13 protein-coding genes are annotated in these 14,308 nt (G+C 44.9%); 8 read left to right on the forward strand and 5 right to left on the reverse strand.

What is annotated here, in order from left to right:
• Positions 1-94: 94 nt before the first annotated feature.
• From ACRD7A_RS07150 to ACRD7A_RS07160, 3 genes are all read right to left on the reverse strand, one after another.
• On the reverse strand, positions 95-2,770 hold the full coding sequence (locus ACRD7A_RS07150) for a TonB family protein (RefSeq protein WP_430810447.1): 2,676 nt from the start codon (positions 2,768-2,770) through the stop codon (positions 95-97).
• Complete coding sequence (locus ACRD7A_RS07155) at positions 2,770-3,141, reverse strand: BlaI/MecI/CopY family transcriptional regulator (RefSeq protein WP_430810448.1); 372 nt, start codon at positions 3,139-3,141, stop codon at positions 2,770-2,772. The genes ACRD7A_RS07150 and ACRD7A_RS07155 overlap by 1 nt, the downstream gene beginning before the upstream one ends.
• A 113-nt stretch (positions 3,142-3,254) precedes the next feature.
• Positions 3,255-3,890: a class II aldolase/adducin family protein gene (locus ACRD7A_RS07160; protein WP_430810449.1), complete on the reverse strand. Its 636-nt coding sequence runs from the start codon at positions 3,888-3,890 to the stop codon at positions 3,255-3,257.
• A gap of 159 nt (positions 3,891-4,049) precedes the next feature.
• Between ACRD7A_RS07160 and ACRD7A_RS07165 the strand changes: the two genes are divergently transcribed.
• The 8 genes from ACRD7A_RS07165 (at position 4,050) to ACRD7A_RS07200 (ending at position 12,310) form a co-directional block, all read left to right on the forward strand.
• Positions 4,050-5,045 (forward strand): N-acetylmuramoyl-L-alanine amidase family protein, encoded by a 996-nt coding sequence (locus tag ACRD7A_RS07165; RefSeq protein ID WP_430810450.1) that lies wholly within the window; start codon positions 4,050-4,052, stop codon positions 5,043-5,045.
• 57 nt (positions 5,046-5,102) lie between these two features.
• Positions 5,103-5,999 carry a nucleotidyltransferase family protein gene (locus ACRD7A_RS07170; protein ID WP_430810451.1) on the forward strand — a complete coding sequence of 299 codons (897 nt, stop codon included), beginning with the start codon at positions 5,103-5,105 and terminating at the stop codon, positions 5,997-5,999.
• Positions 6,000-6,269: 270 nt separating this feature from the next.
• Positions 6,270-7,148: an alpha/beta hydrolase gene (locus tag ACRD7A_RS07175; RefSeq protein WP_430810452.1), complete on the forward strand. Its 879-nt coding sequence runs from the start codon at positions 6,270-6,272 to the stop codon at positions 7,146-7,148.
• Positions 7,149-7,305: 157 nt separating this feature from the next.
• Positions 7,306-8,898 carry a metallopeptidase TldD-related protein gene (locus tag ACRD7A_RS07180; protein ID WP_430810453.1) on the forward strand — a complete coding sequence of 531 codons (1,593 nt, stop codon included), beginning with the start codon at positions 7,306-7,308 and terminating at the stop codon, positions 8,896-8,898.
• A 27-nt stretch (positions 8,899-8,925) separates the two neighbouring features.
• Positions 8,926-10,245: a TldD/PmbA family protein gene (locus tag ACRD7A_RS07185; RefSeq protein WP_430810454.1), complete on the forward strand. Its 1,320-nt coding sequence runs from the start codon at positions 8,926-8,928 to the stop codon at positions 10,243-10,245.
• 146 nt (positions 10,246-10,391) lie between these two features.
• Entirely contained in the window at positions 10,392-11,432 is a 1,041-nt protein-coding gene (gene trhO / locus ACRD7A_RS07190) for an oxygen-dependent tRNA uridine(34) hydroxylase TrhO (protein ID WP_430810455.1), read from the forward strand.
• A gap of 10 nt (positions 11,433-11,442) precedes the next feature.
• The gene (locus tag ACRD7A_RS07195) at positions 11,443-11,574 is read left to right on the forward strand and encodes a hypothetical protein (RefSeq protein WP_430810456.1); all 132 of its coding nucleotides are present in this window, start codon (positions 11,443-11,445) and stop codon (positions 11,572-11,574) included.
• A complete protein-coding gene (locus tag ACRD7A_RS07200; RefSeq protein ID WP_430810457.1) occupies positions 11,549-12,310 on the forward strand; it encodes an exodeoxyribonuclease III in 762 nt (253 codons plus the stop codon). Before ACRD7A_RS07195 ends, ACRD7A_RS07200 begins: the two co-directional genes overlap by 26 nt.
• 203 nt (positions 12,311-12,513) lie before the next feature.
• On the opposite strand, the gene ACRD7A_RS07205 is transcribed toward ACRD7A_RS07200, so the two are convergent.
• Both ACRD7A_RS07205 and ACRD7A_RS07210 read right to left on the reverse strand, forming a co-directional pair.
• On the reverse strand, positions 12,514-12,909 hold the full coding sequence (locus ACRD7A_RS07205) for an acyl-CoA thioesterase (protein WP_430810458.1): 396 nt from the start codon (positions 12,907-12,909) through the stop codon (positions 12,514-12,516).
• 103 nt (positions 12,910-13,012) lie between these two features.
• The gene (locus ACRD7A_RS07210; RefSeq protein ID WP_430810459.1) at positions 13,013-14,185 is read right to left on the reverse strand and encodes an alkaline phosphatase; all 1,173 of its coding nucleotides are present in this window, start codon (positions 14,183-14,185) and stop codon (positions 13,013-13,015) included.
• Between the last annotated feature and the right edge of the window lie 123 nt (positions 14,186-14,308).

Below are 14,308 nucleotides of genomic sequence, written 5' to 3' on the forward strand. Positions count from 1 at the left end.
GAAGCAACTTATCGGATGAGTCTTGGTTTAATGCAATACTCATCCGATAAGTAATTAGCTTGCTCAATTCAGCCTTTTCATTTTCTTACTACGACTACTGCTCGTCTTTCGTGCTGATAAGTACAACGCCATTCTTCCCTTCCTCTCCATAGATTTGAATGGCCTTTTCACGTTTTAGAATGGAGATGGACTTAATGTCCTCTCGATCAAGGTGAAGTCCGTCCTGCTTCTTGCCATTGACAATGTACAAGGGCGATTCACCACTCTCATCCTCAATGGTTAAATTCAATTCTGTCATCTTCACCTTACCCGTTGATTGAAACAAGGGCTTTGCGGCAGCCATAGCGGCAGAATATGCACCGGCCTTAGTAGTAACCATAATAACACCATTGGGTGCCTTCTCTCCATTTTGGTCAATGGCGGCCTCTCCCTTCATCACATAAACGCTACTTATCTCATCGGAGTTGATCTCATTGATATTGCCATGAAATTCCTTTCCATCCAAAATAATCCGAGGTTTTTTGTCAGCGGAAGCTCCTTTAATCAATACATTATCAAGCGTCTGATCACTGTGCGAGTTCTGTTTACTTATTGCCGGTTTATTCATTGTTCCATAACCTAGAACAACCAACTCCTCGGCCTTTTTTGCCGCTTTCGTCTCAATCAAAACAACACCATTTTTACCCTCTTCACCATACTTATCAAGCGCCATCTCTCCTTTAATGACACTTACTTTATCTATATTTTCCGCATTAACATTGGCTTCTTTTTGCTTACGACCATCAACAATAAACAAGGGTGATTCGCCATTGGAGTCAGTTATGCTTAAATCAGAAATACTTACCTGAGACTTACCTGAAGATTGGAATATCACTTTCTCCTCATTACCTTTTGAGGTTAATAATTCGGTACTATTCTTCAACACATCACCATATAGGGCTGTCACTTCCGGTTCAATTAAAGCGGAATGACCAGTGTCTTCCTTAAGACCTGATTTAGTAGTTATTTCAAATGCTCCATCTTTGGCTTTCTCACCATATTTTTTCGTAGCAGCATCTCCTTTTAAAACATTTACCTTCGCTATATCGCTTGGTGAAATATCATTTATAGCTCCGGAATATGCCTTACCATCAACAATATATAGCGATGGCTTTGGATTTTTAGAACCAATTACGGATGAGCGCTTTAAGGTTTCAATAAAACGCTTCGTATGAATAATAAAAGCGCCGTTTTCTGTCGTCACATCAAGTGTTTTCACATGTAATCCGGCCGGACTTTTACCAATGGCTCCAACATCACTTAAGTCAAGCGCCGCAATTTCTTCCCAAGTCGATAACTTTCCATCTAAAACAAACTCAGGCCGATTCGTAGCAGGGCCATCCAATTCAATATGACCACCACTTGCCAATAAGGTAAACGCTTCACCTTTAGAATTTACCAATTGCGTCTTTCGTCCTTCCCACATAGAAGAAACCTCCTCGTTTTGCCCTTTACTACACTTCTGGAGCATAAACTCAAAATCCACTTGCAACAACTTACCCTTTAAGGCCACATCTGTTACTTCAGGCATAGCTTCCACAACCCGCTTAACTTCATTTTTAAGAAGCTGTAAATGTTCATCTTTTGACCGATCTCCCATTTGCTTTTGTCCTTCGGTGGCAGCATAGCCCACCACAACCACTTTATCCAGTTGGGTAGCAGCAGTATTTGAGCCAATTGATACATCACTCACTTTACCTTTTTTATCTACTTTAAAATTAACAGTAACGATACCTTGAGTGCCTGCTTCCTGAGCTTTAACAGGATATTTTATATTCATGGCAAAATATCTTCTTAAACTCAGTGCATCGCTTATTTCAAGCCTATCAACAGGCTTAACAAGCGTTTTATCAGGATTGGTAAAAGCCAACATCGTTGCTACCACAAGCGGCAATACGAGGACACCTTTGACCCATCCTGTTATGGTGTTGGTATGTTTTTTATTCATCATTACGAGTCTTTTTTTAGTTAAACTTTGGTTGAAGTCATTCACCAACTGCATTTGCCTGTGACCTTGCAACAAACTCAATAAAGAATACTGATACTCCATGGGTTCACAAGTGGTATGCACCATCGCGTTGTCAACACAATATTCATGGTTTTGGGCAATTAGCTTACGAAGCCACCACACAAAGGGATTCCACCATTGGATAATCAGCAGCCACTCGGCCAGCGAAATGTCAATTGAATGTAACTGAGCACAGTGATTGCGCTCGTGTTCAAGAATCATCTGCCTATTCGCATCTCTATTCAAATGATGCGGCAGATAAATGGTTCGGAAAAAAGAAAATGGATTCACTCCCTTATCATTCAGCAACACCACATCATAACCTTTATAATACTGATGTTGCCCACTCTTTTTTAATCGATGGATAAAGGCATATCCCCAAATCAAACGAACTACCATTAACAAACTAACAACTGCATAAATGCTCAAACCTATCTGCATCCAGTTAATTGGTTCGGGCACTACTACCGCTTCACCATAAGTAATCGGCACATCCATGGTCAACACCAAGGGCTGAGCCGCCACTTCAGGCTTATAAAACACACTTTTTAACCACACCGGCATCGCCATTAGTGGCACTATCCATGGTACAATTAGGGTGGCCAGCAGCCATGCCCTGTTGCGATTAAAAAAGTGGTCTTTTGCCAGTATGCCTGCAAACAGCAAAACCGAAACAGCGATGATTCCGCCTGTTTTCAGTTGTAGTTCGATAAATGTGTCCATCAGTCCTGCTTTTTCTTTTCAATAATGTCAATCAACTCTTTTAAATCCTCCACATTCAGCTTGTCTTCATTAACAAAGAAGGAAACCACATTTTTGTAGGATGACTCAAAATAATCGGACACCACATTTTTGATAAACAATTTACGATATTCTTCTTTAGTAACCGCCGGGTAATACTCGTGCGAATTACCATAGGAATTATGGGCGACATAGCCCTTTTCCTCCAGTCCGCGAATGATGGTGCTAAAAGTATTATAGTGCGGTTTTGGCTCCGGATGCTTCTTTAGCAAATCCTTTACAAAGCCCTTACCGGCCTCCCACAATATCTTCATCACATCTTCTTCGCGCTTGGTTAATCGTTTTGTAATCATCGTTATTGCATTAATAATAACTATCTATTTCGTTTTATCAACTATTTTTTTCGTTAATAAACGAGATTTTTAGTTTTAGGAATACAAAGACTCGTTCTGTATTTCAAAGTTCATTAGCCCAACAAGGCTTTCAACTCTGCCAACTGATTGATCGATAATTCACATTTATCTTTCAGTAAAGTTGTTAACACCGTCATTTTAGCGGCATTCTCCAATACTTCAATGCGGTCAAAAGCCTCCATCAAATTGCTGCCAACCGCCAAAACACCATGATTGGCCATAATAATGACATTAGCCGCCTTACTTGCATCCGCCACATTAGCCGCCAATTGTTCTGAGCCGGGAGCAGCATAAGCCGCCTTACATGGCACCCCTAAAATGACATGGGCTTCTGCGAGCAAATTCGTATTAAGCGACTGCTCAATAACAGCAAACAAGCTTCCCATCGGGGCATGGGCGTGTACTATGGCTTTCACATCGGGGCGGGCACGGTACACGGCAAGGTGCATACCTGTTTCCATACTAACGGTTAGCCCTTCATCTTTACACTGCCCGTCCGCCCCCACAATGGCAACATGGGCAGCTTTTATTCGGCCCTTATCGCTCGCCGAAGCTGTTATGGCAATTAACGATTCATCGATACGCAAACTTATATTACCGCCCAAAGTAGTAGTCAGCCCTTTCTTATACAAGCGACGCATCCAGGCGGCTACTTCTTTTTTACACTTTATATACGCTTCTTTGTGCATGGAAATTTGTTTTGATTGAATATTGATACATGCTGCTATGCCAGAAATAATCATCGAAAAAGGATTAACCGACACAGGCTGATGCAATTTCGTAAATAATACAGACTTAAGATTCTTTTATTGAAGGATAAGCAGGGAAAAAATATATTTTTGTAAGCCATGACTAATAAAACTGCACGCACATATCTCATTTCTGCGCTGCTATGGTTGCTACCTTTTTGCGTGGCAGCACAGGACAACAGCGCCCTGAAAATGGCTAAACCCAAGGCCGGTGAAGGCATGTATAGCTTTTTGGTTCGTCATAACCTATCACCCAAAGAGCATCGACAAGTCTTTATTGAGTTAAACGAAGGTAAATTTGGCAAAAACGATGCACTACTGGCGCATCACAGCTACCTACTACCTACTGTAAACACAGAACTTTACGAACCTTTATTTGGCAAAGAGCGCGAACGCTTTCCCCTGGAGTCAAGCTCTCTTAAGGGAGCTGCATTCTACCTTGTGGCCGGCCATGGCGGTCCCGACCCCGGTGCCATCGGACAGTATGGAGAGCATGCACTGCACGAGGATGAATACGCCTACGACATAACGCTACGACTAGCCAAGAAACTGATGGAAAACGGCGCTAAGGTGCATTTGATTATCAAAGATGAAGATGATGGCATACGCGATGGTCAAATATTGCGCTACGATAATCATGAAACCTGCGGAAAGCAGACCATACCCCTGGAGCAAATCGACCGTTTACAGCAACGAACACGCGAGGTTAACAAATGCTATCGGCAAGATAGCGAAGCCTACAGACGATGCCTGATTATCCATCTCGACAGCCGCAGTAAGCGCAAGCAGATCGACGTATTCTTCTATCATCATAAAAAAAGCAGAAGTGGCAGAAAGCTGGCGCATGAACTGCGTAGCACCTTCGACAGCAAATACAATGAACATCAGCCTTCGCGCGGCTTCTCCGGCACGGTAAGCGACCGCAACCTGTACCTTTTGCGCAACACTACACCGGTATCGGTATTTATAGAGCTGGGTAATATCCAAAACTACCGCGATCAGCAGCGCTTTGTAAAGGCTGACAACCGACAGGCACTGGCCAATTGGCTTTACGATGGAATAAAGAAAGATTTTGAAAGGAACAGTAAGAAATAATCCTTATTTTTGCCTTTCATTTTATTATACGATCACTAACGTACAAATACAAAACAGATGAAACCAACACTTTTGATTTTAGCAGCAGGCATGGGAAGTCGTTACGGCGGACTGAAACAGATGGATGAGCTGGGTCCGCATGGAGAATCAATTATTGACTACTCGGTGTATGATGCCATTGAGGCTGGCTTTGAAAAAGTTGTTTTCGTGATTCGCGAGGACTTTGCAGAAGCTTTTAAAGCGCGTTTTGAACCCCGCCTGGCCGGTAAAATTAAAACCGAGTACGTTTATCAGGATTTGAACAAGCTACCCGCGGGCTTTAACGTGCCAGAGGGTCGCGAGAAACCCTGGGGTACGGGGCACGCCATCCTAATGGCCAAAGATGCGATTAAAGAACCTTTTGCCATCATCAACGCAGATGACTTCTACGGACGCGAAGCCTACAAGCAAGTGGTTGACTTCATGAATACAAGCAAGAGTGCCAGTGAATATGCCATGGTGGGTTACGCCCTGAAAAACACCCTTTCGGAACATGGTACCGTGTCGCGCGGCGTATGCGAAACCAACGCCGATGACTTGCTACGCAAGGTGGTGGAACGCACTAAGATAGGCTGTGAAGGTGATAAAATATTTTTCTACGAAGGTGATGAGAAAACAGAACTAACAGGTAACGAAGCTGTATCGATGAACTTCTGGGCCTTTAAACCTGAATATTTCCAGCATCTGGAAAGTGCTTTTGTGGATTTTCTGAAGGAAAAAGGTCAGGAAATGAAATCGGAGTTTTACTTTAACTCGGTAGCCGATGCTATGATTCAAAAAGGCGAAGCCACCACCAAAGTGATACGCACCGATGCCAAATGGTTTGGCGTTACCTATAAAGAAGATAAGCCCATGGTGCAAGACAAGCTTAACAAGCTGATTGCCGATGGCATCTACCCTGAAAAACTTTGGTAGATAAGTAGCCTCACGCTAAGATCGCTAAGATATTCGCCAAGTACGCAAGAACAATCCTTTGTGTACTTGGCGTTTTTTTTACTGTGCGGGTTTTTTGTTTCCACTTTGCAATTTAGAGCTTCTCAAACAAAAGACCTACGGTTCTGCATCAACTATAGTGACAATGATTTTCTATACCGAAAAGATTCAATCCTTGAATTCAATCGCCTCGCATAAGCCATAAAATTTTGCTGAAATAATCAGAAAAAAAACATAAATTGTATCATAAAAATGAAAAAACTCCTATCCTTCACCTTTCTACTCATTGCCTATACAGTAGCTGCTCAAACACCCCGCGGAAAAGTTATTGAAGGCCATAACCTGGCCAGTAAAATAACGGGCTACGATGTTCATTACTCCATCTATCTGCCACCTTGCTACGACACATCGGAACGCGCCTACCCCGTTCTCTACCTCCTGCATGGCTATAGCGACAATGAAACGGCATGGGTACAGTTTGGGGAGGTGAACCGAATTGCCGATAAAGCCATAGAGGAAGGACAGATTCCACCCATGATTATTGTGATGCCCGATGCCAAGGTAAGCTGGTATGTTAACAAATTTGACGGTACCGATCCTTATGAAGATATGTTCTTTCAAGAGTTCATTCCCCAGATTGAAGGACGCTATCGCATTCGACAAAATCGCCAGTTCAGAGCTATTGCTGGGCTTTCCATGGGAGGCCACGGTGCCTTGCTATATGCCATTAAGCACCCCGATGTGTTGGGAGCCTGTGCTGTCTTCAGTGCCGCCGTTTACACCGATGCAGAAATGAAAGAACACCTGAGCGATGGTTACAAAGAGTGGTTTGCCCCCATTTATGGTTCCTTAAATGATAAGGGCGAGCTACCCCGGCACTGGCTGGATAATAACGTGCTGAACCTACTAAAAAATGGAGAACTGGAAAAAATTAAAACCGTTCAGTATTATATCGACTGTGGTGATGATGACTTTCTGTACCGGGGCAATGCAGCCCTTCATGTAACGATGCGCAATTTAGGCATTCAGCACGAGTACCGCATCCGCGATGGCGCCCACAACTGGAGCTATTGGCGCAACAATATCATTCACGGCCTCCACTTTGTTGGCAATGTGTTTCACCGCAGATAGTCTGCGCTTACCCTTTGTTTTTCACAAGGATAAAGAATATCTTTATTGCTCAGTAAGCTACATGTCCCCATTTATTAGCTTTCTGCTCTTCAGGGCAAAGCAGCAGCAGCCTAGCTTATCCTGGATGACAATAACCTCATTATCTACAAACCCTTGGATGGGACAATCGATTGACAGCGATTACCCCGCCCAGCAATCTTTGAAAATGAAAACAAATATTAACCGACGAGATTTCTTGAAAGCCGGTACAGTAACAGCCATTGGAGCTGCCGTACTGCCGCATGCTCTCACTGCTTGCAGCACCACACCGGCTAAAATTGGAAGCAACATGACAATTCACGACTATTTAGAACATTTTGGAGTTAGCGAAGCTTTGATTCAACAAATTATTGCCGAAGGACTTGCCAAGGGCGGTGATTACTGCGATGTGTTTTTTCAGCACAGCATCGCCAACTACATTGGCCTTGAGGACAATGCTGTTAACCGTGCCTATTCCGATGTTAGCTTTGGTGTGGGCATCCGGGTCCTAAAAGGTGACCAAACAGGCTATTCCTTCAGCGAGGAGGTAAGTGCGGAAGCCATGAAATCGGCAGCACGCACGGCAGCCAGTATTGCCAACAGTGGCACTACAAAAGCAACCGTGGCCTTTACAACACCCAAACTACCCAGTTACTACAAAATAAATACGCCCTGGGAAAAGGTTTCCATCAACGAAAAAATTCCCTACCTCCAACAGGTCAACGAAAAAGTATTTTCCTTGGATGGACGTGTCATCAAATCTAATGTGTGGTTTAACGATGAGACCTCGTATGTGCTCTTTGCCAACTCCGAGGGACGCCTCACCTGTGATTATCAGCCCATGGCACAACTGTCGGTGAGTGTTACCGCTGAGCAGAATGGCCAAAAAGAACAAAATTACTTCGATTACTCAGGACGCCGCGGCATTGAGTTCTTTACTCCCGAAGCCATAAACACGCTGGCCACCGAAGCGGTAAAACGTACTGTATCGCTCTTCGATGCCGTGAAACCCAAAGCCGGTGAGTTACCCGTAGTGTTGGCAGCCGGTAGCTCGGGCATCCTGCTCCACGAAGCCATTGGGCATGGCATGGAGGCTGATTTTAACCGCAAAGGCACTTCCATCTTTAGCGATAAGATGGGTAAGCAGGTGGCCAAAGATTTTGTGAGCATTGTGGATGATGGCACCAACCCCAACATCCGTGGTTCTATCAATGTGGATGATGAGGGCAACGACACGCAAAAAACCTACCTGGTAGAAGGCGGCACCATGGCCTCGTACCTGCACGACCGCATCAGCGCCAAACACTATGGGGTGAAACCCACCGGCAACGGACGCCGCGAATCGTTCCGCCACATGCCCATGCCCCGTATGCGCAATACCTACATGGAAAATGGTCCCCATAAAAAAGATGAGATTATTGAAAGTGTGAAGTATGGAGTGTATGCCGAGTCGTTCTCCAACGGACAGGTGATGATCGGCGCCGGCGATTTTACTTTCTACGTAAAGTCGGGCTATCTCATTGAAGACGGTAAGCTTACCCGCCCCATCAAAGACATCAACATCATTGGTAATGGCCCCAAAGTGCTGGCTGACATTGAAATGGTGGCCGATGACCTGAAGATGGCCGAGGGTGGCTGGACCTGCGGTAAAAACGGACAAGGCGTACCCGTATCGCAGGGCTTACCCACCGTTAAGGTATCGAAAATAACCGTTGGCGGTGTGAATGCTTAATCTGTCTAACCCGAAAAACAATTAAAAATGAACAATAAAGAACGACAAGAACTGGCATTGTGGGCGGTAGAATACGCCCAAAAGAAAGGCGCCAGCCAGGTGGCAGCATCCATCAGTAAAGCACGCGAATCGGAGGTGGAAGTAAGGGAACAAAAAATCGAAGTCATCAAAGAATCAACCACCAACGGACTGTCACTCAGCATATATCGCGATCGTAAATATTCCAATCACTCCACCAATAACCTGGATAAAAAAGAGCTGGAACGATTCATTAGCGAGGCCGTTGCCTCTACTCAATACCTAAGTGCCGATGAATACCGTGCCTTGCCCGATGCCGCACTATATCCCACTGACTTAAGCCGAGATCTACAGATGCTAGATCCGGGCTTTGAAAAGGTTACACCGGAGCAAAAAATTGAGATAGCCAAAACCATTGAGCAAAGCGCCCTGGCACAGAGCGACAAGATTATTTCGGCCACCGGTGGATATTGGGACAGTCAATCCGAGCAGGTGCTGGTGCACAGCAACGGTCTGATGGCGGAAAAAACATCCACCTTCTTTGGAGCATCGGGCTCAGTAACCGTTAAAGATGGTGATGCACGCCCCAGTGGCGGTGATTGGGCCGGCGGCCGCTTCTTCAAAGACATCCCTTCCGTGGAATCCATTGGACAACAAGCTGCAGAGATGGCACTCCGCAAAATAGGCCAGACAAAAATAGCATCGGGCAAATACGATATGCTCATTGAAAACCGTACAGCAGGGCGTTTGCTTTATATGTTTATGGGTCCCATGTCGGCCCGCGCCTTACAGCAAAAAAGCTCCTATCTGGAGGGTAAGCTGGGGCAGCAAATCGCCTCGCCCGCCCTCACCCTTATCGATGACCCCTTCATTCCAGGAGGTTTTGCATCACGCCTCTACGATGGTCAGGGTATTGCCGCCAGAGAACGTGTGATGATTGAAAAAGGTGTTCTAAAAGATTATTACATCGATAATTATTATGGCCGTAAGCTGGGCATGACACCCAATGGCGGCTCTACCTCTAACATCCGCTTCCAGTTGGGCAACAGAGGGTTTAATGAGATGGTTAAAGAGGTGAAGTCAGGTATTTTTGTAACGGCCTTTAATGGAGGCAATGCCAACGCAACCACCGGGGATTTTTCCTATGGCGTGTCCGGCTTCCTCATTGAAGACGGGAAAGTGGTGAAACCTGTGAATGAGATGAATATCTCGGGTAACGCAAATAGCTTCTGGCAACAGCTGAGTGAGTTGGGCAACGATCCCTACGCTTATTCAAGCGTGCTGAGTCCAACGCTTCTTTTTAAGGATATTGACTTTAGCGGTTTGTAAAAAAAAAGAGGTCAGTAGCGATAAATGAGTTATGACTTCTATGACATAAGGAATAGGCTGTCAATTTTGGCAGCTTATTTTTTGCATCTAATCCTAATTTCAGATATTAAGGTATTTTTATATTTTTGCAACCTAATCATAGAATTATGGATCCCAACAGCAGCAAGAAACACCTGATTAACCGACTGAGTCCCCAACAATTAAAAGAGCGTTTGGCCAATGAGACATTTTCACGTACCACGGTCTCCTTTTACCGTTACGTGCTCATTGATGATCCTGCCGCTATGCGCGATCAGCTCTACTATCAGTGGGATCGCCTTGGATGCTATGGGCGCATCTACCTGGCCAAAGAGGGCATCAATGCACAAATGAGTGTGCCTGATCATCACTGGCACGACTTTAAAGAAGCACTCTATGCCCTACCCGAATTCAAAGACGTACCCTTTAAAATTGCAGTGGAAGATAATGGACAGTCCTTTCTGAAGCTACAGGTAAAAGTGCGCCGGCAGATTGTGGCTGACGGCCTCTCGCCCAAAGAGTATGACGTGAGCAATGTGGGACAACATCTAACGGCTCAACAATGGAACCGCGCCATGGAAGAGGGTGCTGTGGTGGTGGATATGCGCAACCACTACGAGAGTGAGATTGGTCATTTTGCAGGTGCCGTTCTACCTCAGTCCGACACTTTTAAAGAAGAGCTACCCGAAGTGATTGAGAGACTGAAAGATCAGAAAGATAAAAAGATACTACTGTACTGCACGGGCGGGGTGCGCTGCGAAAAAACAAGCGCCTACCTGAAACATCACGGCTTTACCGATGTCAATCAGCTACTGGGCGGCATCATCGATTACTCCCGTCAGGTGGAAACAGATAAGCTGGAGAATAAGTTTGTGGGCAAGAACTTTGTGTTCGACAAGCGCCTGGGCGAGCGCATCAGTAATCACATTATCAGCCACTGCCATCAGTGCGGGGCGGTGTGCGACACACATACCAACTGTGCCAATGCACGCTGCAACCTGCTTTTTATCCAATGCAGCAGCTGCCGCGAGAAATACAATGCCTGTTGCGGCAACGATTGCCAAAGTTATCTGCTTGCCGATGCAGATCAAAGAAAACTACTCGACCAGCAATTAAGCTTCAAAGGCGGTAAACGTTTTCATACACATTCAAAAACAGCAAGGACATAAATTGCCTTGCATGAAAAACCATCAGCTGAAAAAATACAGTTTTAGCAGCACTTACATTTTGTTTGGCAGCACCGGGCAGAATGATTATTTTGCCGCTTCACAACACGTAACTACTTATGAAGATAATATCATGGAACGTTAATGGCATACGCGCCGTTATGAAAAAAAAATTTGCGGACTCATTCAAGCAGATGGATGCCGACATTGTTTGCCTTCAGGAAACTAAAGCACAAGACGAACAGGTAGCAGAGGCATTAGCCGATTTTAGCGAGTATCATATCGTGTCTAATTCTGCTGTTAAAAAAGGCTATTCCGGAACCGCCATCATCAGCAAACAAAAGCCACTGAGCGTGACGAAAGATATGGGCATTGAGGAGCACGACCAAGAAGGCCGTGTGCTGTGTGCCGAGTACGATAATTTCTACCTGGTAACGGTATATGTGCCCAACTCAGGCAGTGAGCTAAAGCGCCTGAGTTATCGCCAAAGCTGGGACAAAGACTTTTTTGACTACCTGAAACAACTGGAAGAGAAGAAACCGGTATTGGTCTGTGGCGATTTTAACGTGGCACATACCGATATTGACCTGGCTCGCCCCAAGCCCAACTATAACAAATCGGCTGGCTTTATGCAGGAGGAGATTGATGGCATGGATCGTTTCACACAGGGTGGCTTCAAAGATACCTTCCGACACTTCCATCCCACCGCTACCAATCAGTACTCATGGTGGAGCTATCGTGCCGGTGCCCGCGGCAAGAATGTAGGTTGGAGAATCGACTATTTCCTGGCCAGCGAAAGCCTGCTGCCCCATTTGAAAGACGCTTTCATACTGCAAGATATCATGGGCTCCGATCACTGTCCGGTTGGCGTTGAGCTATAGTGTACAGGTATATTAAGTTTATAAACAACAAAAACACTGACAATCAAAAACAATAAGAGTTCTTGCTAAGCACGCAAAGATTAAATGCGCCAGGCATGCAAAAAATATAGACATGCAAATTAATGCTATATGCGAACTTGGCACAGTGCTTTGCGTTTTTTAGATGAAACAATTTTATGAGCATTCTTTTATCGAACCCATAATTACCTTAAAGCCTTTGCTAACTCATCGCACACCGCCAGTTTACCATCAACAAGTGTAGTAGTGGTTACCGTTCCTTTCAGGCACAGCTTCTCATCGGGAAGACGATAGATATCCTGATAAAACATATATTTAATGCCTTTGTGCTCCACACGTGTGCGCACCACAAAGCCATCGTTGCTCTTAAGCGGCGTTTTATAGGCCAGATCAATGCGAGCCACCACCGCCACAATACCACGGTCGTAAAGGTCTTTAAAATTAACCCCCACGGAATTAAGGAACTCATGGCGGGCATGCTCAAGGTAATTCTGATATACCGAATTATTCACAATGCCCTGTAAATCACATTCGTAATCGCGCACTTTAAATTCCAGTTCGTGTTTATATGTTGGCTGCATAGCTTTGTTCTTTTAGTTGCGAAAATAGAAATAAAAAAGGGCATCCGAAACGAACACCCTTGAAACAATTCTTATGAGCAGTGACTATGCACAATCAGTCACCTTAGTTATCCTTATCTTTTTGCTTAAACTTAAACAGCTGATACATTTTTTCGAACACCTCCGTATTATTGTAGGTGCCAATAAACTCCTCAGCACCGGCACCAAAAGCAAATACAGGAACCATCACGGCCGTGTGATGCCCCGTGGTAAAGGCCGACTTCACATAGCCCTCGGCAGGATTCCCATCATTGATGGTCATACCGCCGGTCTCGTGGTCGGCAGTTACCACCACGAGCGTGCGTCGATCTTTGGCGGCAAAGGCCAATGCCTTGGCCAGTGCTTTGTCCATATCCAGCACTTCACCTGTTACATAGGAAGCATCATTCTGGTGGCCGCCCCAATCAATCTGACTGCCTTCTACCATCAGAAAAAAACCTTTGCTATCGGCATTGCTCAATACCTCAATGGCCTTGGAAGTTGACTTGGTGAGCATTTCGCCACGATCGCGGTAGCCGGGATTGTGACCAACAGCCGTTAGCACGGCTAGCTTGCCTTCGCGCACCTCATCTACCTCATCAATATCATAGCCCACCTGATAACCTTTCTCATTCAGTTCGAGTACCAGATTACGACCATCCGCCCGTTTGGTGAAAAAATCGGCACCTCCACCAATAAACACATCAATATCAGTATTCAAAAAGTCAGCAGCTATCTCTTCATACATGCTCCGCTTGGGCTGATGAGCTATAAAAGAAGCGGGCGTGGCATGCGTAATGGCCGAGGTAGAAACTAATCCGGTGGCTTTGCCATTGCGCTCGGCATACTCCAATATGGTAGTTAGTTTATTACCATCCTCATCCACTCCAATGGCTCCATTATAGGTTCTCTTCCCCGTTGAAAGAGCCGTTCCTCCAGCTGCCGAATCGGTTACATATCGATTGGCACTTTGGGTCTTACTAAATCCGATGTATGGCATTTGCTCCAGATTAAGGCTCCCGTTAACCGTTATTCCGGAAAATACCTGAGCTACCCCCATACCATCACCAATAAAGAATATAATATTCTTGGGTCGTTTCTTAAAGCGTATATCATCATAGTCAATACTCAGTACCTCATGTTTGGCTTCGGCAGTATATTCATATTTTTCATGAAGATCTTTATAATCTTCCTGCGCCACCGCTCCAAAAGAGCAGCTAATTATTAAGCCTAAAGTTATACTTGCTATTTTTCTCATCGTCATGTAAAGTTTATTATTAAGGCAGCCCTTCGGTTACCATTTTTTCCACTATTTAGAAAAAAGTCATCTAAACAAATAAAATTCAATAAGAAAAACAACACGTAGGCTGGTTTGTTTATA

The sequence above is a fragment of the Carboxylicivirga longa genome (assembly GCF_050589825.1).
Classification (GTDB): domain Bacteria; phylum Bacteroidota; class Bacteroidia; order Bacteroidales; family Marinilabiliaceae; genus Carboxylicivirga; species Carboxylicivirga longa.